Source organism: Streptomyces sp. NPDC059828 (genome assembly GCF_042731955.1).
Classification (GTDB): Bacteria; Actinomycetota; Actinomycetes; order Streptomycetales; family Streptomycetaceae; genus Streptomyces.
The window spans coordinates 20,400-41,003 of sequence record NZ_JBHWIW010000053.1; the positions used below are offsets into that span (position 1 = coordinate 20,400).

At 69.1% G+C, this 20,604-nt stretch carries 19 protein-coding genes; 14 read left to right on the plus strand and 5 right to left on the minus strand.

Annotated features, from left to right (window positions below; translation table 11 throughout):
• Nucleotides 1-12 precede the first annotated feature (12 nt).
• From ACFV6V_RS26290 to ACFV6V_RS26320, 7 genes are all read left to right on the plus strand, one after another.
• A complete protein-coding gene (locus tag ACFV6V_RS26290; RefSeq protein WP_385569534.1) occupies nt 13-975 on the plus strand; it encodes an LD-carboxypeptidase in 963 nt (320 codons plus the stop codon).
• Nucleotides 972-1,979, plus strand: coding sequence for an amino acid--tRNA ligase-related protein (locus ACFV6V_RS26295; RefSeq protein WP_385569536.1), 1,008 nt, complete (start codon nt 972-974; stop codon nt 1,977-1,979). The genes ACFV6V_RS26290 and ACFV6V_RS26295 overlap by 4 nt, the downstream gene beginning before the upstream one ends.
• Nucleotides 1,980-2,038: 59 nt before the next feature.
• On the plus strand, nt 2,039-2,455 hold the full coding sequence (locus ACFV6V_RS26300; protein ID WP_385569539.1) for a hypothetical protein: 417 nt from the start codon (nt 2,039-2,041) through the stop codon (nt 2,453-2,455).
• Complete coding sequence (locus ACFV6V_RS26305) at nt 2,452-3,186, plus strand: SDR family NAD(P)-dependent oxidoreductase (RefSeq protein ID WP_385569541.1); 735 nt, start codon at nt 2,452-2,454, stop codon at nt 3,184-3,186. The genes ACFV6V_RS26300 and ACFV6V_RS26305 overlap by 4 nt, the downstream gene beginning before the upstream one ends.
• Complete coding sequence (locus ACFV6V_RS26310; RefSeq protein WP_385569543.1) at nt 3,183-4,217, plus strand: helix-turn-helix transcriptional regulator; 1,035 nt, start codon at nt 3,183-3,185, stop codon at nt 4,215-4,217. Before ACFV6V_RS26305 ends, ACFV6V_RS26310 begins: the two co-directional genes overlap by 4 nt.
• A gap of 1 nt (nt 4,218) precedes the next feature.
• Nucleotides 4,219-5,199 (plus strand): DNA-3-methyladenine glycosylase family protein, encoded by a 981-nt coding sequence (locus tag ACFV6V_RS26315; protein WP_385569546.1) that lies wholly within the window; start codon nt 4,219-4,221, stop codon nt 5,197-5,199.
• Between the two features lie 102 nt (nt 5,200-5,301).
• Nucleotides 5,302-5,640, plus strand: coding sequence for a DUF6191 domain-containing protein (locus tag ACFV6V_RS26320; protein WP_385569548.1), 339 nt, complete (start codon nt 5,302-5,304; stop codon nt 5,638-5,640).
• A gap of 40 nt (nt 5,641-5,680) precedes the next feature.
• Here the strand turns inward: ACFV6V_RS26320 and ACFV6V_RS26325 are convergent, their stop codons facing one another.
• The 3 genes from ACFV6V_RS26325 to ACFV6V_RS26335 form a co-directional block, all read right to left on the minus strand.
• Nucleotides 5,681-7,291 (minus strand): serine/threonine-protein kinase, encoded by a 1,611-nt coding sequence (locus ACFV6V_RS26325; protein WP_385569551.1) that lies wholly within the window; start codon nt 7,289-7,291, stop codon nt 5,681-5,683.
• Between the two features lie 321 nt (nt 7,292-7,612).
• Entirely contained in the window at nt 7,613-8,056 is a 444-nt protein-coding gene (locus tag ACFV6V_RS26330) for a hypothetical protein (protein ID WP_385569554.1), read from the minus strand.
• A gap of 145 nt (nt 8,057-8,201) precedes the next feature.
• Nucleotides 8,202-8,609 carry a hypothetical protein gene (locus ACFV6V_RS26335; RefSeq protein WP_385569594.1) on the minus strand — a complete coding sequence of 136 codons (408 nt, stop codon included), beginning with the start codon at nt 8,607-8,609 and terminating at the stop codon, nt 8,202-8,204.
• Nucleotides 8,610-8,706: 97 nt separating this feature from the next.
• Between ACFV6V_RS26335 and ACFV6V_RS26340 the strand changes: the two genes are divergently transcribed.
• From ACFV6V_RS26340 to ACFV6V_RS26350, 3 genes are all read left to right on the plus strand, one after another.
• The gene (locus tag ACFV6V_RS26340; RefSeq protein ID WP_385569556.1) at nt 8,707-9,432 is read left to right on the plus strand and encodes a DUF6333 family protein; all 726 of its coding nucleotides are present in this window, start codon (nt 8,707-8,709) and stop codon (nt 9,430-9,432) included.
• Between the two features lie 177 nt (nt 9,433-9,609).
• The gene (locus tag ACFV6V_RS26345; RefSeq protein ID WP_385569558.1) at nt 9,610-12,048 is read left to right on the plus strand and encodes a hypothetical protein; all 2,439 of its coding nucleotides are present in this window, start codon (nt 9,610-9,612) and stop codon (nt 12,046-12,048) included.
• Nucleotides 12,049-12,559: 511 nt separating this feature from the next.
• The gene (locus tag ACFV6V_RS26350) at nt 12,560-14,338 is read left to right on the plus strand and encodes a lysyl oxidase family protein (RefSeq protein WP_385569561.1); all 1,779 of its coding nucleotides are present in this window, start codon (nt 12,560-12,562) and stop codon (nt 14,336-14,338) included.
• Nucleotides 14,339-14,740: 402 nt separating this feature from the next.
• Here ACFV6V_RS26350 and ACFV6V_RS26355 read toward each other — a convergent pair whose 3' ends face one another.
• Both ACFV6V_RS26355 and ACFV6V_RS26360 read right to left on the minus strand, forming a co-directional pair.
• On the minus strand, nt 14,741-15,325 hold the full coding sequence (locus ACFV6V_RS26355) for an HD family hydrolase (RefSeq protein ID WP_385569563.1): 585 nt from the start codon (nt 15,323-15,325) through the stop codon (nt 14,741-14,743).
• Nucleotides 15,326-15,338: 13 nt separating this feature from the next.
• Complete coding sequence (locus ACFV6V_RS26360; RefSeq protein ID WP_385569566.1) at nt 15,339-16,445, minus strand: helix-turn-helix domain-containing protein; 1,107 nt, start codon at nt 16,443-16,445, stop codon at nt 15,339-15,341.
• 221 nt (nt 16,446-16,666) lie between these two features.
• On the opposite strand from ACFV6V_RS26360, the gene ACFV6V_RS26365 reads away from it, so the two are divergent.
• The 4 genes from ACFV6V_RS26365 to ACFV6V_RS26380 form a co-directional block, all read left to right on the plus strand.
• Nucleotides 16,667-16,957 (plus strand): DUF6415 family natural product biosynthesis protein, encoded by a 291-nt coding sequence (locus ACFV6V_RS26365; protein WP_385569568.1) that lies wholly within the window; start codon nt 16,667-16,669, stop codon nt 16,955-16,957.
• A 314-nt stretch (nt 16,958-17,271) separates the two neighbouring features.
• Nucleotides 17,272-17,706 (plus strand): hypothetical protein, encoded by a 435-nt coding sequence (locus ACFV6V_RS26370; protein ID WP_385569571.1) that lies wholly within the window; start codon nt 17,272-17,274, stop codon nt 17,704-17,706.
• A gap of 68 nt (nt 17,707-17,774) precedes the next feature.
• Nucleotides 17,775-18,155 (plus strand): hypothetical protein, encoded by a 381-nt coding sequence (locus tag ACFV6V_RS26375; RefSeq protein ID WP_385569573.1) that lies wholly within the window; start codon nt 17,775-17,777, stop codon nt 18,153-18,155.
• Between the two features lie 804 nt (nt 18,156-18,959).
• Nucleotides 18,960-20,604: FG-GAP-like repeat-containing protein (locus tag ACFV6V_RS26380; protein ID WP_385569576.1), on the plus strand; the 1,645-nt coding region annotated here is incomplete at its 3' end.

The following is a 20,604-nucleotide window of genomic DNA, read 5'->3' on the forward strand; positions in this document are numbered from 1 at the left end:
AGGAGACCCCTGTTGAGTACCGGCACCGCCCACCTTCTGCCCGCGCCCCTCAGCAAGGGCGGTCACGTCGGCATCGTCACCGTGTCCGCGCCCGAGCCCGCCGCACATCCGGATGTCTTCGAGCGCGGCCTCGAGCGGCTGCGCGCCCACGGGTACGAGCCCGTGGTCGCTCCCCATGCCGTGGCCCGCCACGGGTACCGGGCCGGGCGCGAGGAGGAACTCCTGGCGGACTTCCACACGTTCATCGCCGACCCGGACGTCGACGCCGTGGTGTGCGCGGGCGGCGGCAAGAACGCCAACCGGCTGCTGCGCGGCCTGGACTACGGGCTGATCGCGGCGCATCCCAAGCCGATCGTCGGGGTCAGCGACCCCAGCCTGCTCCTGAACGCCATCACCGCGCGCACCGGCATGCCGACCTTCCACGGCCCCGCCGTGCTCTGGGACTTCGGCTCCGACGACGCCCCCGTGGCCACCGGAGAGCACTTCGCGGCGGTCCTCGCGGGCGATGCCGCCGCCGCGCGGATCAGCGCGCCGCTGTCATGGGCACGTACCGGCAGGGCCCGGGGCCACCTGGTCGCGGGCTGCCTGTCCTCGCTTCGCTGCCTGCTGGGCACCGCGTGGGAACCGGAGTGGAACGGGGCGGTGCTGGCGTGGGAGGACGCCTTCAAGCCGGTCGAGCTGCTGGACCAGACCCTGACCCACTTCCGCGACCTGGGCGTACTCGGCCGGATCTCGGGCATGGTCGTCGGCGAACTGCTGGGCTGCGAGCCGTCCGGAGGCCTGGGTGCCCGCGAGATGGTCGAGGACCTGTGCGCCGAGTACGACTTCCCCGTGGCCTTCGGCCTTCCCTTCGGCCACACCCCGCTCAAGCACACGCTGCCCATCGGCGCCGAGGTCCTGCTCGATGCCGATGCCGCCGGGCACGCCGTGACCATCACCTCGCCGTGGACGACTCGGGGAGGCGAACGGGGATGACCATCCCGCCCCAGCAGCGGCGGCTGTACGGCACGCTGCTCAAGCAGCACCCCGACGAGCGCGACCTGCTTCTGACCAAGGCCGATCTGCTACGCGCCGTACGCGACTGGCTGCACAGAACCGGCTACACGGAGGCGGCCACGCCGATCCTGTGCGCATCCCGCGAGAGCGCGCCCATCCCGCAGTTCTCCACCAGCCACCCGGTCACCGGTGAGTCCTTCCATCTGAAGCACTCGGCGGAGGAGCATCTGCGGCGGCTGGTGGTGAGCGTCGACCGCGTCTACGACCTGGGCAAGGCGATCCGGGCGGAGCGGGCGGACGACAGCCATGCGATCGAGTTCACGATGCTCCAGACCGCCGCCCGGGACGTCACCCTGGCCGACGGCGTCACCCTGGTCACCGAACTCGTCCAGTACACCATCCAGACGGCTTTCGGCACGCTCAGGACCCCCGGCGGCACCGACTTCTCCACCATCGCCACGCGCACCGTCGACGACGCGATCGCCGAGGCACTGCACCGGACGCGGGCACCGGCGGGCGCCGAGCTCGTCACCGCCGCGCGGTCCTGGCTGCGTGAGCACCGGCTGCCCGCGGGCGAGTCCGACTGGGCCGTGATGGAGGACTTCGTCAAGCACGCGGTGGAGGCGGCGGTCACCACACCGGTGGTGCTCCACGGCTTCCCGTACGAGCTGCGCCACAACTCCCGTATCGACGGCCGCTCCGGGCGGGCGCAGCGGTTCTCGCTGATAGCCGACGGGGTGGAGATCTGCGACGGCGGGCTGAAGCTGCGCGCGGCCGACGACTACCGGCCGATGGTGGAGACCAACATCGCGCTGCGCACCCGGCTGCACGACGTACCGGCCGACGAGGGGCCGCTGGACTTCCTCGCGGACATCGACTGCGACCCGGCCGATGTGTTCACCTTCGGCCTCGGGATCGAGCGTCTGGTCGCGCTGTGCACGGGCCGGACCGTGTTCGAGACGCTCACCTTCCCGTTCCACTGAGCATCGCCGACTGTCGCCGACCACCACCGACCATCGCTGACCGAGAGGAGCCGGCCGACGTGTCCAGCCCCACCCTGCGCGCCGTGGTGATCACCGAAAGTCTCGTCGGCGGTTCGCTGCCCGAGACGTTCTCCGGCATGGAGGACCGCCGCTATCCGCATCTGATGGACGAGCGGACCCCGGTCGAGATCATCGAGCTGACCGTGCCGTCCGAGCGGGCCCCGGGGCTGGCGCTGGAGCTCGCCGCCGCGCTCAAGCCACGGCTGTACTACGCGCACCTGCTGGACGAGGAGCGGATGCTGGTGGCGTTCCCGCGCACCGTGGTCGAGATCCCGCGCGGCGACACCGAGGCCATCGCCCGCGCCCGGGCGGTGGGGGCGCTGTTCGGCATCCCGGCGGGCCAGCTGCGGTTCGCCGAGATGTGGGACACCGACCACCCCGACGCGCGCGCCGAGCCGGAGGCCAGCGGCCGGTGACCACACCCCGATCCGACCGTGCCCCGCTGGCCGTCGTCACCGGCGCCAGCGGGGCTCTTGGCAACGCGATCCACGGCAGGCTCACGGGGAACGGCTGGCGTGTGGTCGCCACCTACAACACCCGCCCGTCCCTCTCCGACCAGCGCACCACCTGGGTGCACTTCGACTCCGCCGACGACACCTCCACCTCCGCCCTGCGACAGGCAGTCGACACCCACACCGGACCTCTGCGAGCGGTGTTCGCATGCGCAGGCGCGCCCTCCGGCAAACGCCCGGTCGCCGAGACCCCCGTCAGCGAGTTCGAAAGCGTCCATCAGGCCAACGTCCTCAGCCTCGTCCGCACCTGGCATGCCCTGGCCGATCGGGCCCGGCGCGACGGCACATCGATCGTGGCCGTCGGCTCCGACGCCGGACGGGCCGCCCGCCCGAACAACGGCCCCTACACCGCGGCCAAGGCCGCACTCGAATCCCTCGTCGTGACCCTCGCCAAGGAAGAGGAGCGGCACGGCGTCCGCGTCAACCTGATCGCCCCGTCGCTGATCGACTCACCGCTCGCCCGGCACGTCATGGCCCTCAAGGGCGTCACCGACCCCGAGGCCTACGCCGCCCAGCTGCCCTGGGGCCGCGCACTGGCGCTGGACGAAGTCGCCGCCGTCTGCGTCGAGCTGGCCACCGCAGCGCACTGGTCGTATGCCAGCGGCCAGGTCTATCCCCTCCAAGCGGTCCGGTGACGGTCGACCCGGCCCGGGCCCGGCAGCTGGGCATCGTCCACATGCTCCGCAGCCGCACCAACGTGCCCGCGAGGGAGCTCGCCGACCGGTTCGGCGTGACCGAGCGGACCATCTACCGCGATGTCACCACCCTGACCGCGCACGGAATCCCCATCCAGGCCTGCCCGGGCAGGGTCGGGGGCTACCGGCTCGCCGCCGAGACCGCCCTCGACCCGCTCACCATCGACTCCGACCATGCCCTGCGGCTGTACGTCCTCGGCTTCCTCGATCCACCCGACCCCGCCGAGCCCGTGGAGGAACGGGCCCGCGCCGCAGGGGTGAGCGACACCGTCCAGGACGTCATCCGGCGCCTGGCCCAGCGCATCCACTTCGACACCGCGGACTGGTACTGGCGCGACGAAGGCTCGGGCCACCTCCCCGTGCTGCGTACCGCCATGCTCACCGCGACAGCGCTGGAGGCCACCTGGCGCACCAAGGACGGCCGCCAGGAGACCGGGCTGATCAAACCGTACGGAGCGGTCTGGAAGGCCGGCGAGTGGTACATGGTCGCCGCCCGCACCACCGGCGGCCCCACTCGCTTCCGGCTCAACCTGGTCGACCGGCTCCAGCCCACCGACCTCACCTTCGCCTACCCCGAGGACTTCTCCGTGCGCGAATGGTGGGCACGGGCCATGGAGGACTACGGCAAGGGCGATCTCCGCGTCACCCTGCGTGTCAGCCCCGCAGCCCGGGACGAACTCCTGCGCCTGAGCCTGAAGTCGACCTCGCGGGTCCACGAACACGACGACGGGTCGCTGACCATCGTGCTGTTCGTCGACCGCTGGGAGTGGCTCATCCCCCTGGTCACCAGCTACGGCCCCGACGTGGAAGTCACCGAACCCGCCGCGCTCCGCACCGCCCTCGTCGACCAACTGCGCCGTACCCTCGCCCGCTACGCCCCCACCGAACCCCCGGGCGCCGTCCCCACCCCCGGACTGCCCCAGGACGACTCCCGCCTCCGCTCGACCCATGGCCGCCACCCAGGAGCATGACGTGACCCCCCGCACCCTCGACCACACCGACACCCTCGAACTCCCCGTCACCGGCGACGGTCCGTTCGACGCGTTGCACACGTTCTGGAAGCCGTCCCACTACGCCACGGGGCTCGAAGCCCACACAGAGCAGCGCAGTTGGCGCACCTTCCGGGTCGGCGACCTCGTGACCGGCGTACGGCTGCGTGCCGAAGACCGTACGGTCATCGCCGACGTCCACACCGACGGCGACTACAAACCCGCCCACCGCGAGCACCTCAGGCGCCGGATCGTCGCCTCCTACGGCCTGGACGAGGACCAGGCGGCGTTCACCGAGCTCGCCGCCCGCGTACCCGCCATGCGCGAGGCGCTCACCGTCCTGGGCGGGATGCGGCAGTCCTGCCCCGAGGACCACTTCGAGATCGCCGTGATCGCACTGCTGCTGCAGAACGTCACCATCGCCCGCACCACCCAGATGACCCGCAACCTGCTGGTGCACTACGGCCGGCTCGTCCACTTCGACGGCATCACGCTGCGCGCCTGGTTCACCCCGGACGAGATCGCCCAGGTCCCGCCCGAGACCCTCAAGGAACGGGACCGGCTCGGATTCCGCGCCAAGAGCCTCCCGCACTACGCGGCGTTCTTCCGCGACCACAGCACCGAGGAACTCCGGGCCTCCGACGACCTCATGGCGGCCGTCCAGGAGATCAAGGGCGTCGGCCCCTACACCGCCGCCGTGATCGCCTCCCACGCCTCCCGCGACCCCGCCGCCTTCGGCATCGACGTCTGGAACCGCAAGATCCTCGCCCGCCGCCTCCTCGACACCGACGACGCCGCCCCGGACACCGTGATGACCCGCCTCCACACCCTCTTCCCCGGCCACGCCGGCACCGCGGGTCTCTACCTCGTGGAGAACGAATTCCTCCAGGCTCCGGTCGCGCCACTGCTGGCCCCCGATTCCGTCGAGGCGTGGAACCACGCACTGGAGCACGCTGAGCCCTGACCTGCCGAGCACGGGTCCCGGTGCCGGCGTCGTACTGCCCGGTGCAGCTGCTGGTGCACCGGGGAACCGGATGGTTCTCGGGTGCACCGGGATACTGGGGGCATGGCGTTCCTCGTCTTCATGACCTTGCCCGGACTGGTCATCCTGCTGACCTTGCTGGCCTTCGTCGACCAGCTTTTGTTGCGTGCGGGCAGGTCCGGCCTTCTGCCGTGGCGGAACGCGGCCCGGCAGGGCCAGATCTCGGCGACCGGCTTCGAGCAACTGCACGCGAGCCTTTCGCCGGGCAAGCAGACCGAGCTGAAGGAGCGCCAGTCCGCCCTTCTGATGCGCGACGACGAGGAGGACGGGGCGCCACCGAACCGGACGACGGTGGATCTCGACGGCGGGACCGCGGTTGTCCGGATGCCACCCGGCGCGGTCCCCGGGCTGTCGGCGCGGTGAACACCGGGCGCTCCGCGTTCCACGCGTGGCGCCCCGATGTCTATCCGTGTTCTGTCCGCGTGGGGGAGAAACTCTCCCGAGCCACGTCGAAGTACCTCCGGATGCCGGGGACCTCGCTGTCGGGTCCGGCGACCCAGAAGTCGTAAGTCCGCCCGTTCTCCGTGTACCGCAGATCGATCGAGCGACGGCGAGCGCCGGACGCGGCGTCGTACCAGGTGAACTCCCAGATGGCGGCGGATGCACCGTTGTGCTCGAGCCGCTCCAGGCGAACCCGCCGGTATTTCGGGTAGTCGCCGACCGCCGAGGTGCCGGTGCCGCCGTTGTCCTGTGCCGAGAGCTCGGCATAGGGGTCCCCTTTTCCGTCAGCCGGATTCAGATGGACCCCGAGCCCGTAGGCCTTGCTCGCCGAGTAGTAGAAAATGCGGCTCTTGTCGGCGTATGGCCCGGTCCAGTCCTTGCCGATCTCCATGGTGAATCCGGCCGGATCGCTGATCGCGCGGAATCCAGGGCGGGCGGCTGCGGGTGAAACCGGCGCTGCGGATTGGCTGCTGGAGGGAGCCGGAGACTTCCGGGCCAGCAGGGGAGGCACGGCATAGATACCTGCGGCGACCAGGGCGATGACCGCCGAGCCGATGAGCGCACGGGCGATCCAGCGGCGGGAGGCGCGGCCGGGAACCTGCGCCGGGTCTGGGTCTTCGGGCCGGACGGGTCTGTGCCGGTCTGCCCGCGCGACGGTCCGGCGTTCCTCGGAGGCCATGCCGGTTCCGGACCCGGATCGCCGCCGGTCGCCGGGGACACGAGCGGATGCGGCGGCCTCGGCCGGTGCTTCGGGGTGCTCGGCGGCGATCAGCAGGGACCGGGCCACCGAGGCCGTGATCCGTTGCGCCGGGTCCTTGATGAGCAGGCCTTCGATGACCTCGCCGAGGCGACCGGCGTTCCGGGGTGGGTCGTACGTGCCGTCGAGCACGGCCTGGAGCGTGGCGAACTCGCTGTTGCGGCGGAACGGAGAACGTCCTTCGACCATTTCGTAGAGGGTCGCTCCCAGGGACCACAGATCACACGCCGGTACGGCTCTCAGACCCTGGACGCGTTCGGGCGACAGGTAGTCGAGTGTGCCGATCATCGCGCCCGGCACGGTCAGGGTGTCTGCGCCGGTCACCGCGGCGATGCCGAAGTCGGTCAGGACGGTACGCCCGTCGGACCGGGCCAGCAGAAGATTGGACGGCTTCACATCGCGGTGCACCACGCCGTTCGCATGGGCCGCGATCAGCCCTTCCAGTGCCTCGCGGGCGATGCGCGCGGCGTCGCCGACCGTCACGCGACCGACGGCCAGTTCCTCCGCGAGGGAACGTCCCGCCACGAGCTCCATGATGATCCACGGCCGGCCGTCGTCCATGACGACGTCGTGGATCTCCACCACGTTCCGGTGCTGGACCAGTGCCGCGGCCCTGGCCTCCCGCAGCGCGCGCTCCGCCCGCCGACGCCACTCCTCGGGGGCGAGATCGACGCGTGCCCAGATCTCCTTGACCGCGACCGCACGGCGCAGCTTCACGTCCTGGGCCGCCCATACCGCCCCCATGGCGCCGCGTCCGATCAGCTCGTTCAGCTGATAGCGGCCCGCGGCCAAGCCCCGGACTTCCGGTTCGGCCATTCCCCGTCCCCACGCCTGCTGTGCTCCGTGGCCATGCCGGGTCTGGTACCTGCCGTCAGGCCTTCGATCTCCCAGATTCTGCCTCAATACACCGAACCGGTGCGCTCGGGGTTGTCCACAGGGACCGGCTCGGCGGCAGCACCCGTCATAACCGGGCATCCGCGTCCCCGGCGGATCGTTCACGCGTGACAGGGAACCGCACCGCACCCTGACGGTGTGCGCAAGGGAGTTGATCTCGGTGCTGCGGCGTTCCCCGCTCAAGGTCCGGGATCCGCCGCAGGCCGCCGCATCTGTTGCCGGGCTTACGGCTGTGCGGGTCCGTCAGTACCGGATCTCCTTGGCCTCGTACCCTTCGAGCCCGGCCGTGACAAGGGCGGGCACGAGGGCGTGCAGGTACCAGGCGAGGTCGGTGAATTCCGGGGCCGCTGGGATGTGCCGACGGTCCATGGTGGGCATGAAGGAGACGTCCGTGCGGCCGGGCAGGAACATGAGCATGCCGCCTGTCCCCGCCTCCGGGTGGTAGACGTTGACGGCCACCGTGTACGGCAGGTTCCCCGGCTCGTCCAGCAGTGCCAGCGCCTCGCCGATGCCGTCGGGCGTGGTGTCGTACCACTCGTACATGTCAGCCGCGTCGTTGATCATGTACGAGATGCCCCCGGGCGCTGTCGCCGCAGACCACCCCGCACCGGCCAAAGCGTCCAGAACGGCGCACACGGAGGTCGGGGACGTGAAAGCGAAGTCGATGTCGGCGTCTCTGGATCCCACGGAACCTCCGGGCAGGGTGAGCGACAGCCCCGCATCCTCGCCCGTGGAGCGCCGGGCCGTCGACCGGTTTTCCCGGCCTGGCTGCCCACCTTTGTTCCTGCTGGCCAACGCAGCACGAAGGAGCCCGTAGACAGCTCGGCTCACATCAGCCCCCCGCGTCCTCCGCCCATGCCGAGATCTCCGATGCGCCCCGGCGGACGGCTGCTTCCGGGTCCCGGGCGAGCTGCCTGCAGAGCGCTGCGACGTCCGGCGCGCCGTCTGTTCCCGCGAGCGCGTCATGCACCCCGGTCTGCATCCAGTCGGCTTGGTCGTCGTCGGCCCCGGCGACCGCGAGGGCGACGAGTCTTATGGCGACCACCGTCCCCACCCGGACCAGAGCTTCCGCCGTCCGCCGGGTCACTGCCGTGTTCTCCCTGTCCAGCAGGAGCTCCACCAACGCTGCCGAAGCCTCGGGAGCTTCAGCGAAGGAGGCGAGGTCGTGTCCGGCGCGAACGCGTTCCGACCACGAACGAGACGAGGCCCCGGCCAAGGCCCTCTCCCACCCACTGGTCATCTCCGCCACGACAAGACGGTCTCATGCCTCACGCTCATGACGAAGAACGAACCAGCCGCCCACCCACCGGACAAGGAACCCCGTTACGGTGACGGGCATGTCTGACTCCGACTTCTGGACCTCCTCGCCCGACCGGATGACCCATGGCAGCGGTGTCCGCTACGAACTGACCGTTCTGCACCCGCCGTTCACCATCGAGATCGAGGACCTTCCACCCAACAACCCGGCAAGGGCTGCGGAGTTCGCTCGCTCCCTGGACGCGATCGACGACGTGGTCGAAGATCTCGGCCCTCGTAAGCAGAGCGACACGATCACGGTCGCCACGAGAGCCGATCTGGACCTCGTGTGGGCCGGGGCGTGGGGGAACCTCGTGTCGGTCTCCGATCCGGCGTTCGCGGATGACGGCAACGGCATGCCGCTTCTGGCGGAGGCCACTCGGCTGCGGGAGCGCTTCCCCGACGCTCGGATCGTGGGCCGGGTCGAGGTGCACTGCGGAGCCGAGCACACCGAAGACCTCGTGTGGCTGCCGGACGGCACCATGTTCCATGCCTGCGGCTGGCCCGGTGACGAACCGTTCGTCGTGACCGGCGACCCGCAGGCGGTGATGTCCGCCATTGGAATCACCACGGAGGTCCTCGAAGACCTCGACGTGTACTTCGACCTGGACGACGAACCGAACCAGAACGACTGGGGCGCCCTCGCCACGGCCTGCCTCGCCGGCGCGGACCCGTGGGGGAGGGCCGATCTGGAGGCCTCCTTGCTGCGGGTGCGGCACAGCGAGCACGCCACCAGCCACATGGAGTCCCTCTACTTCAACGGCTGACGGCACTTCAACTTTCCTTGTGTGTAACCGGATTGACATGCCGACACGCGGCCTTATCCGCTTCTTGCCCGTCGGCGGATCGGTCTAGGGTGGGTGCGGGCGACGCGTACATGTCACGGGGGCCTCGCGCGCCGCCCCGTATCCCCTCAAGGCCCCACACGTGAGGGAAGATCACACTTGAACAGAGCACTGCGCATACCCGAGCGGTGGCGTCTGGCAGGCCGCGTTCTAGCCGTGTTCGGGATCGCCTCGGCGGTCACCGTGACCGGTCTGCCCGGCATCGAGATCGACAGCGCCACCGCCGCGCCGCGCGCCGTCGCGGCCAGGATCAAGCCCGGCGCGAAGCGCTGCGACACGAAGAACCTCGGCAAGCAGTACCAGAGCACGCCGACGAACTCGGGGTTCCCCAACGACCCCACCGGCTCGAACTTCTCCGCCTGGCAGGGCAACCCGAAGAACTTCAACTACGACCTGCCCGGCAAGGCTTATGACGGGGTCAAGCCGCCGACGGCTGCCGAGAAGACCAAGGCCCTGTCGAAGGTCTCGAACGACACCGAGAAGAACTACAAGGCGTGGCAGAAGACCGCGGACAAGTCCGGTGACCCGGAGGACCGCAAGTTCGAGATCTACGCCCGGTACTTCCACAACACGGAGGGCCTGAGCTTCGACCACTGGTTCGAGCACCGGTTCATCCGCAACCAGACCAACAACCACAAGGGCTCGGCGTTCGAACGCCAGCTTGTCCGTGACTTCCGCCTGGTCGGGCCGGACTGGCTCTGCGAGGTCACCGTCGAGCTCATCGACGCACAGGGCAAGGTCGTCGAAACGCGCCGGTACGACGCCTACAACCAGAAGACCAAGGAGTTCAACGAGTTCAAGTCGAACTCGGAGCTGACGAACAAGCAGCTCGGCAAGGACCGGAAGATCGCCCGGTTCATGCCGGACCACAAGTTCCGGTTCACCGGCGCGAAGCCGTTCACCGAGGGCCAGCGCAAGAAGATCGACAACCTGAACCGGTACGTCAACCGGCTACGGCCCGGTCAGACGAACCAGGTCCGCGGTAACCAGCGGATCTACAACCCCGTTCCGCAGACCAAGCCCATCCGGGGATACTCCGACTACCAGCGGTGGTTCGCCCCGGGCTGCCAGGGCGGCCAGGGCCGGATGCAGCTCGCTGCCGCGTCCTCGTGCGGCACACGCGGCCCGCTGAACGACCGCATCAACGGCTCCGGGAAGACCCTGGAAGAGGCCAGGAGGATCCAGGCCGACGCCCGCCGGCTCGACCCCCGGGGCACCCTCCCGCGCGGCGGCCCGGGCGGCGTCGACTTCACCACCCTGGAACTGCGGTACGTCGGCGGCCTGGGCAAGGGCAAGGGCATGCAGTACTCCATGCGTGCCGACCAGATGCCCAACCCCGACGAGAACCCCGGCTTCGGCGGCGAGGCGCGCATGCAGCTCTCCTCCGACGCCCTGTTCACCTGGCTCGCGCTCACTCCGGAGAAGTTCTGGGTCAACCTCAACCCGGACCAGCCCGACAAGATCATGGATGCCAAGTTCGGCAAGACCGACGCCGGCCGGGTCCTGCTCGAGGCCGACTACCTGATGAAGGAGGACTTCGCCGAAGCCCTCAACCCGAAGAAGCACGCCGGGGGCAAGCGGTACTGGGACAACGCCCCCCGCCAGAACGGCCTTCCGTGCTTCCCCGGAGTCCGGTTCTGGGCGGAGCCCAAGACCGCGCAGGTCCGCGAGCAGGACGGCGGAATCTACATCCTGGACGCGCCCCTGAAGGTGTCCACCCAGTGGCTCGACATCGAGTGGGAAGCGCCCGGCAGCACCGAGTGCAAGGGCCTGACCGACGCGCAGAAGAAGTCGATGGAAGCGAGCGTCCGCGCCAACATCGTTCCCCTCATGGAGGAGCGGGTCAACAACGACAAGCGCTACGCCGATCTGCGCGCCGTCTACACCTCGCGTGTCGCGGCCGAGTACATCCGCCAGCAGGATGCCAAGGCACCGACCGACTTCCGCAAGATCATCAACTCCGATGACGTCTCCGCGTGGCCGCTGCGTGCCCCACACGACAAGTGGACCCGCGAAGACGTGTACCAGAGGTACATGAAGTCGCTGCGCGACGGCATCGAGTGGTTCGAGCTGGAGTACGGCGGCAAGGTCTTCAACCAGGGCGTCGGGGGTGTGGACTTCTCCAAGCAGCCGAAGCGGAACATCACCCAGACCCGGTTCAACGTCGAACACCGCACCCTGGACACCACGACGAAGACCTCTCTCCAGTCGGATGACGTGTCCTACCGGGACACCGACACCCTCTACCTCGGCGGCAGCGGCGACATCGAGTCCGGCGCCGAGGACCCGGGCCCGGACCCCACTCCGACCCCGACGGAAGACCCGAAGCCGACCGATCCGCCGTCGAACCCGCCCACCCCGGGCGACGACGGGAAGGCGACCCCGCCGGCGAACAGGCCGGATCCGAACGGCGGCCTCGCCGACACCGGCTCCAACACCCCGGTCGGGCTGATCTCCGGCATCGCAGCGGCGGTCGCCGCCGCCGGTGCGGCCCTGATGTGGTGGATGCGCCGCAGGCGGCAGGACGCCACCGGCTAGCCGGCCGGCGGCGATTCGCTCGCTGAACCCGAAAGTGCCCCACCCCCCCGTCGTAATGCGCCGGACGGGGGGTGGGGCACTCGCCGTTGTGTGCGTCAGTCGGCCGGGGACGCTGGACGTCTTGTGTGCCGTAGGCCGTCATGTCCGGCCGTCCAGCCAGAGCGGGGCCTGATCCGTGGCCGCGGACCGGCAGCTTCCGCGCCCATTCCGGACCGGGATCACCGTAAAGCGGCCCGATGGGCGGCGGGCTGCGTCAAACGTCCTCCCGACCTTCCGTCCCCCGGGGGGTGCCCCGGTGCCGGCAACAGCGTGTTTCCACCACAGCGGCGCTATTCGGCCAACATCCCGACGTTTTCGACTCTCCGGACAACCGGGCTCCCAGTCCCCTCCTCTCACCGCACGAGCGCAGCGAGTGCCTCTCAACGCGCCGGCCGGACGGTTGTCCTGTCCCGTCGGGCCGCGTGGCCCGCTGTCCGCTTCCTTCTCACAGCATCCGGAGGATGAGGGAACGATGACCACTACGCGCACCACCCGGCTGCGGCGTCCGCTGCTCGCCGGTACCACGGCCGTCGTCGCCATGGCCGTGACGGCCGGCTTCATGGCCGCCACGCCGGACAAGGCGGAGGCCGCGACTGGGCCCAAGCTGAGTCTCATCGCAGCCACCAACTCGGTCACGCTCACCTCCTGGAAGGAGGAGCCGGGCGTCTACCTGGATCTGGGCACCTACCTGACAGCGGAGGGAAGACCGCTGGAGCTCAAGGTGACGCGGAAGTCCTACAAGGACCCGGTGACCATCACCCAGACCGTGTACGAGGGCGGCAAGGCCAGAGCCAAGACTCTGCCCCAGGGCACCGTGAAGGACTTCTCCGGGCTGCCCGGCTTTGCGGAGATCACCATCACCGACAAGGCGGGCAAGAAGGTCGTCAGCCGGACGGAGAGCTTCTGCCCGAACAACGCCAGCGGGCGGGTCCGACCCGATGCGCCCTCCAAATCGAAGTATCCGGAGAGCTGCCCCACCAACGCCTTCACCCTCGGTTCCGTGTGGGGTGTCGAGAAGGGCTGGGCCGCCAACACCTACGCCGGTTCCTACACCCAGCCGGTGAAGCTCGCCGCCGGCACGTACACGGCCAAGGTCGGAGTCGCCAAGAAGTACCGGGACCTCTTCGGGATCGCCGACAAGCCCGCGACGGTGAACGTCACCGTCGAGGAGCGCAGCTGGGAGGACCCCGGCACCCCGGCGGCCCGTTCGGCCACCGCTGGGGAGCACGCCGGTCACGGCGCTGCCCACCAGGCCCCGGCCGGTCACGGCGCTGCCCACCAGACTCCGGCCGGTCACGCCGGGCACGGGCCGGGGCATGCTCCGACGCCCGCCCAGGCCGGCGCACCGGAGACCAGCGGCGCGGGACCCTCGTACAACGTGGGCCACGGCCCGCTGAAGGCCGCGCCGCCGGCCCTGCCGTGGGCGCTGAAGAAGCAGCAGGCCGCGCGCGCCGGTATGCGTGCCGGCGACACCGCCGGGCAGACCGACGGCTCGCGCAAGGCGCCCGCCCTCACGCCGCTCTCCAAGCGGCCCACCGGCAAGGCCTCCGTCCCGGACGTCCCCAAGCCCGACCTGCGGTCGCTGCCGGCATACGGCATCACCATCAGCGACGGTGACCAGAACATCCCCGGCAAGGACTACCTGGCCTTCAGCGCCAACGTGTGGAACGCCGGCCCGGCTCAGCTCGTGGTGGACGGCTTCCGCTCGCCCGGGAAGGCCAAGATGGACGCCTTCCAGTACTTCTACGACGCCAAGGGCAAGCAGGTCGGCTACACCCCGACCGGCACCATGGAGTGGGACCCGCGTCCCGGCCACGTGCACTGGCACTTCACCGACTTCGCCAGCTACCGGCTGCTGAAGGCCGACAAGAAGGAAGCGGTTCGCAGCGGCAAGGAAGCCTTCTGCCTGGCCAACACCGACGCCGTCGACTACACGGTGAAGAACGCCAACTGGCATCCGTACAACACCGACTTGTCCACTGCCTGCGGTCAGGAGAACTCCATCTCCGTCCGCGAGGTGCTGGACGTCGGCTCCGGCGACACCTACACCCAGAACCTGCCGGGACAGTCGTTCGACATCACGGACGTGCCCAACGGCACCTACTACATCCAGGTGCTGGCCAACCCGGCCAAGCGGCTGAAGGAAACCAACCTCGACAACAACAGTGCCCTGCGGAAGGTGGTCCTCGGCGGCGAGCCCGGCAAGCGCACCGTGACCGTCCCCGCGCACGACCTTGTGAACGCGAACTGACCACACACTCCGCGCACCCCGGCGGCGGCGGGTCTCTGGGTCGCCATGTGGCCAGGGACGACCGATTCCCTCGGTCTCCTGGACAGAAGAGGAAGTGACGCGAGGGTTGTGGCACAACCGTCGTGTTGATTGAAGGGCATGGCACATGAGCCGCTCCCCGCTGAAGCGTGTTGCAGGCCGTGCCCTTCATTGAGAGAGCGGGTGGCGCAGCGAGACGCTGAGCCACCCGTTCCCGCTCTGCCGCTGTACGAGAGCGGGCATCCACCTGCCCTCGGCCGGGGGAGTCATGAAGGGCGCTCCGGTCGCTGGCGCGGGCGTTCGCCTCGTAGCGGCGGGGCTGACATCGCAGACGCGTGCCCCTGTCTGGCCTGCGGGCCGGGCAGGGGGCGGTTTCGCGCTTGTTCAGCCCGCAGGCGACTCGCCGAGGGTGGCACGCAGCCAGTCCAACGGCCCCTGTGCCAAGAGTTCGTCTGCCAGCCGCTGGCCCGTTTCCGTGACGATGCGGGCGCGGCTGTTGTCGATCCACCGCTGTGCGCTCTCGTAGCCCTGCGACCGGTACTCCAGGCCTTGGAGCATGCACTCCAACTTGTCCGCGTCCCGCGCACAGATAGATTCCCGGGACTCCTTGGCTTCGTACTCCGCGACGAGATCGCGCACCATCGCGGCCAGATGCTCCGGCATGCCGGCCACCTGGTCCGCGGTCACAGCCTGCGGGTCAGCCGCCGTGGAGTACTTCTTGCCGAGGTGGTTCACGTCGCCGGTTCGTGTCTCCTGCGAGTCGTGCCACACGGCGAGGAAAGCAGCGCGGGCCGGATCGGCTCCTTCCAGGTTCGCGATGATCGAGGCGATCAGGGAGGTACGCCAAGAGTGTTCAGCCACGGTCTCGGGGTCGCGGACCCCGGCCATCCACCAGCCGGTGCGGCGCGTCTGCTTGAGTGTGCCCGCCTCGTACAGGAAGTGCGCCACTCCGGTCAGGTCGTCAGCCACAGCTGGTCTCCTCTCACGCCCGGGAAAGGCGGATCGCGTACCGAATGTTCTCAAGCTCGCGGCGGGCTCGCGCCGACGGCACGCAGCTATCCAACATCACGGGGAGTCGATCGCGTAAGGCGCGGCTGGCACCGCTGGACAGGAGGTTCGGCCGGGCCGCGAGCAGCGCCCACAGGGTGTGGATGTTGAGATCGACAAATCCGTGCTCGGGGTTGAGCCCGCGTACGAGGTGGTGCAGCAGCTTCTCCCCGGCCCAGACGCCCGGATCTTCAGTGGCGATGAAGCTGTCCGACAGCTGCACATGTGGAGACTCGCCGATCCAATATGCCCAGTAGTTGAGGTTCGCGGCCTCGCTCGCGTCATCCCCGTCAAGAGCGGCGATGAAGTGGGCCATGCGGTCGCGGTCGCCCTGCCGAGCCGCAACAGCTGCAACGGAGCGAGCGTTGAGCCAATGGGTCAGCCAGCCGTCGGGACGTTCGGTGCGTTGCTGGTGGGCGAGCCAGTCGCCGGTGTCCGGGGCAGAGTCGTACCCGGCCAGGTAGAGGGCCTGTCGGCGAAGCAGAAAGTGTTCGGCCCCTCGGGCGCTCTCGGCAATGCGCCGCATGCGTGAGAAGAACCGTCGTCGGTCGGCCGCCGCGAGCTCTGGGCCTTTGGGTACTGGGCCCCGGCGTGGGCGAGCTGGCGCAGGCAGGTCTCGTAGCGGGGTGGGGGCCACCCCGTTCAGCGGCCAGGTGAGCACTTCCACGAGATCGCGCTGCATGACCCACGCACCGAGCGGGTCTTGGTCAGCTGGTTTCTCCCCACCCAGCGCACTCGACAGCAGCACGTCGGCCTCCATTGCTCGTTCGAGGGCGAGCAGGAGTGGGGGAGCAGCCCCGAGCTGAAGTAGCCGATGTCGATGAACGAGCATCTGTCCGACCGGCACGGCAGTGAGGGGGCGGCGGCCGGATTCCCATCCGGCGAGGGTGTCGGCGGCTACGCGCATGCGCTCAGCCAGGGTCTCCTGGGTGTAGCCAAGTTGCTCGCGTACCAGTCGTAGTACATAGCCGGAGACGATGCCGCCGTGGCGGGCGGCCGTTCCCTGACCGTTGGTCGGGGTTGACCGGTTGTTACTGCCCATGGATGCACCTCTTGGCCCTCAGCAGCGGAGGAATCCCGTACTCACTGTCACTACTTCCGCAGCGCACCGCTTCCTACGCTCATCATCAGTGACAGTGAGCAACTCAGCGTAGTTGAGGGAGCCCCATCGTGAAGGCCAATGTGCGGAGTTCGACGCCAGCGCTGCCCCCACCGTCGGCGTCACCGCGAGCTACGGCAGCCGCGCCACCTGACCTCGCCACGATGCGGGACGTCGCCCGCGAGGTCCTCGCCGACGAGGGGGCCGCGGTGGACGTGGTCCCCGCGATGCGCGGTTTCGTGGATCTGCTTGCGCCGGAGGTGCAGGCGCTCATCTCCCGGGCCCCGCTCGGTGACTCGTCGGCGAAGGTGGCGCAGGTCGCCGTGGACGGGGCATGCCTGCGGGTGACGACGCCCCCGGGGTTCGGTCCGGAGGGTGCTCGTCGGCATGCGCGGAAGGTCGCGTTGTCGGTGCTGTCGCTGTGCGACCACTACGAGAACCTTCAGGACCGGTGATCGTCGTGATCTGCGCGAGGTGCGATCAGACGATCAGCCCGGACCAGCCACACGAGACGCGGGACATCCACACCGCGTCGGCCGCTGGCGGAGTCGTCCACTTCCCTCGCGTGTGCCCTGACCGAACGCGCCGCTGAGATTCCCGCGCGTTGCCCACCGACGGCGGGAGCGGCGGCGAGCGGCCGTAGATCTCCGTCCCGGCCGGAACTCCCTGGCAGGACGACGACCGAGACGGAGCGGGCCCATAGAGCCCGGCATGTGCACGACGGCGCGAGGAATGGCCTCGTACCGAGCACACACCCAAGGAGCATCGCATGACCGCTGTAGCTGTGGAACTGCGTCGTGGACGCGACCTCGTCGCACCCGGCCTGTTCGACCGGCTCGTCGACTTCTGCGCTGAGGAGTACGGCCTGGAGCGGAGCGTCGCCGAGCGGATCCAGGACCAGGCCATCGCCCTGTGCTGGGTCATGGGCACCACCCGGTCCGGGGACACCATGGCCCCGTCCGCGACGGTGGATCCCGGGTGGCACACCTTCATGCTCCACAGCACCGAGTACACCCAGTGGTGCAAGGAGCAGTTCGGCTACTACCTCCATCATGCGCCGAACAGCAAGACCCGCACGCAGGGCCTGATGGGCGACGTCGTCGGCCGGATCCGCGCGGCAGGCCTGGTGGTCGATGAATCCCTGTGGGGCACAGCCGCGGAGTGCAACCCGCCGACGTGCTGCGGCGACGGCCCCTGCTGCTGACCACCCGACCGGGGCGGGCCGTCAAGGACCAGGCGGCCCGCCCACTCGCCACAAGAACGGAGCGTGCGGTGCCTCAACAACCCGACCAGATCAAGGGACGCACCCGAGTGACCCTCTTCCCCCTCGAAGGGCTGACTGTCGCGTACACCACCCAGTCCAGCGACCCTCGCGGCCTCGGGGACATCGCCATCATCGCCGTCACCGGCGCCGCTCGGGGTGACGACCTGTGGAGTCTGGCCCGGAGCATGTGGAGCCGGGTGTCGAACAGTCAGGAGCAGGCACGGTGGATCCTCACCCAGGCCGCCCGGGCGCGCATGGTGAGATGCGACGCCTATACGGACCTGCCGGACGCTGAATGGTCAGCCGAATTGGACCGGACCTTCCACCTCGACGGCTTGTTCGCCAACCACGAGACCCTACGCACCGGTCGCTTCGAACTATTGGCATAGAAACCGCCCCGGTGAGCGCCCCGGAGCGGCAGGCCCGAGCTCGGATCACTGCCGCCGTACTCGATGCAGTGGATCCTCCCTCAATCAAGTGACGGGGTCGGGGTGCCGCTGCGTGGATGTGGCATCCATGCGGCAGTCGACCACGAAGACGGTCCCTGTCCGAAGAGAACGAGGTCCGTCAACTCTCCGACCCGCTACGCAGGCTGTGGCCCCCGGCAGGATTCGAACCTGCGACACCCGCTTCAGGGGAGCGACGGGGGCTGTAGCCAGCGGCTCCTACCTGCATCTTTGCCTTCCAGGAGGGCGCCTTGAACGCCTTGATGTGCGGGGTTTCGCTGCGCGTGATGCCGGAAGCACGGCCTAGGCAATTTCATCCACGAATCTCCATGATGATCAAGGTCGTGGGTAAATCGGCTTACTCGTCATTCCTTGGGCTTGTCGGGTGTTCTCCGTGCAGGGTGGAGGAGTGTCGAGTGGGTGTGGGAATGCGCCGTGGGCAGGGTGTTCCCGGCATGCGGTTCTTCGTCTCGACACCATGGGGCTGGTCCTGTGCCGGTTGGGTGCGACTGTGCCGGGCGTGTGGTTCCGCGTGGGCGAATGACGCCGACTGAGCAGAAGTGGGCTTGGGCGAGCGGCATCGTTCCTCGGAAGTGTGGGTTACCCAGGTCAGCGAATAGGCGCCGCCGGGACAGCCTCCCTTGGCGTGGCTGAGTCCGACACGTCGCCTAGCACTCGCCCCGGGCCTTGCCGCCCGCCGGAACAAGGGAGAAGGCATTGCCCAGAGCGTGTGATGAGGACGCCGGGGTGCCCAAAGCGCCACGGCGCGCACGAGCCGTGCTGACGGCTCTGCTGATGGCCCTGGCCCTGGTGGTGTTCCCCACTGCCGGTACGGCCTGGGCCGCCACCGTGACCTTCGCTCCCGCAGTCGACTACGGCGTCGGTACGTTGCCTGCCTCGGTGGCTGCGGGGGATCTGAACGGTGACGGCGACCAGGACCTGGCCGTCGCCAACTCCGGTGACAACAATGTGTCGGTGTTGCTGAACACCGGAAGCGGTACCTTCGCTCCCCAGGTCACCTACGGCGTGGGGACCGCGCCGGCCTCGGTGGCGGTGGGCGATCTGAACGGCGACGGCGACCAGGACCTGGCCGTCGCCAACTCCATCGACAACAACGTGTCGGTGTTGTTGAACAACGGGGACGGTACCTTCGGCTCCGGTTCCACCTACGGCGTCGGGGCCAACCCGAACTCGCTTGCTGTAGCGGATTTCAACGGTGACGGCGACCAGGACCTGGCCACCGCCGACACCCTCGCCAACACGGTGTCGGTGTTGTTGAACAACGGGGACGGTACCTTCGCCACCGCAGTCTCCTACGGTGTCGGGCTCGTACCGTTCTCCGTGGTCGCGGCCGATCTGAACGGTGACGGCGACCAGGACCTGGCCACCGCCGACACCATCGGCAATACGGTGTCGGTGTTGTTGAACAACGGGGACGGTACCTTCGCCACCGCAGTGTCCTACGGCGTCGGGACCTTTCCGGTCTCGGTGACTGCGGCGGATCTGAACGGTGACGGCCGACAGGATCTGATCACCGCCGACGCCGGCGACGATCAGGTCTCGGTGCTCTTGAACACCGGGGGAGGGCTCTTCGCGGGGGCAACCCCCTTCGCCACCGGGACCGCGCCGGCCGCGGTGGTGGCGGCGGATCTGGACGATGACGGTGACCAGGACCTGGCCACCGCCGACGGAGCCAGCACCGTTTCGGTGCTGCTGAACAACGGGAGTGGTGTCTTCGCGCCCCCGGTCCCCTTCCCCGTCGGGACCGATCCGATCGCGTTGGCTGCGGCGGATCTGGACGGCGACGGTGATCAGGACCTGGGCACCGCCAACTTTGGTGCAGCCACGGTGTCGGTGCTGCTGAACACCACCAATCCCGCCGCTCCGGTGATCACCAGCCCGGCGGACGGGGCCGTCCTCACCGACGACACGCCGACGTTCACCGGGACCGGTGAGCCCGGGACCACGGTCGCCGTGCTCGAAGGGAACACCACGTTGTGTTCCACCGTCGTGGCCGTGAACGGTACCTGGAGCTGCGCCCCTGCTGTCGCCCTGAGCGACGGGCCGCACACGGTCCTCCCCCGAGCCACCAACGGGATCGGCAACAGCACCGACGGCACACCGATCACGATCACGATCGACACCACCGCACCCACCGCCCCGGTGATCGACGATCCGTCCAACGGGGCCGTGCTCACCGACAGCACGCCGACGTTCACCGGGACGGGTGAGCCCGGGACCACGGTCGCCGTGCTCGAAGGGAACACCACGTTGTGTTCCACCGTCGTGGCCGTGAACGGTACCTGGAGCTGCGCCCCTGCTGTCGCCCTGAGCGATGGGCCGCACACCGTCCTGCCCCGAGCCACCGACCAATTCGGCCGCAGCACCGACG

Coding starts and splice junctions, on each gene's coding strand:
- ACFV6V_RS26360 (WP_385569566.1), bottom strand. CDS start 16,445: ATGGGCAGTAACAACCGGTCAACCCCGACCAACGGTCAGGGAACGGCC.
- ACFV6V_RS26350 (WP_385569561.1), top strand. CDS start 12,560: ATGACCACTACGCGCACCACCCGGCTGCGGCGTCCGCTGCTCGCCGGT.
- ACFV6V_RS26325 (WP_385569551.1), bottom strand. CDS start 7,291: ATGGCCGAACCGGAAGTCCGGGGCTTGGCCGCGGGCCGCTATCAGCTG.
- ACFV6V_RS26320 (WP_385569548.1), top strand. CDS start 5,302: ATGGCGTTCCTCGTCTTCATGACCTTGCCCGGACTGGTCATCCTGCTG.
- ACFV6V_RS26295 (WP_385569536.1), top strand. CDS start 972: ATGACCATCCCGCCCCAGCAGCGGCGGCTGTACGGCACGCTGCTCAAG.
- ACFV6V_RS26335 (WP_385569594.1), bottom strand. CDS start 8,609: ATGACCAGTGGGTGGGAGAGGGCCTTGGCCGGGGCCTCGTCTCGTTCG.
- ACFV6V_RS26340 (WP_385569556.1), top strand. CDS start 8,707: ATGTCTGACTCCGACTTCTGGACCTCCTCGCCCGACCGGATGACCCAT.
- ACFV6V_RS26370 (WP_385569571.1), top strand. CDS start 17,272: ATGACCGCTGTAGCTGTGGAACTGCGTCGTGGACGCGACCTCGTCGCA.
- ACFV6V_RS26365 (WP_385569568.1), top strand. CDS start 16,667: ATGCGGGACGTCGCCCGCGAGGTCCTCGCCGACGAGGGGGCCGCGGTG.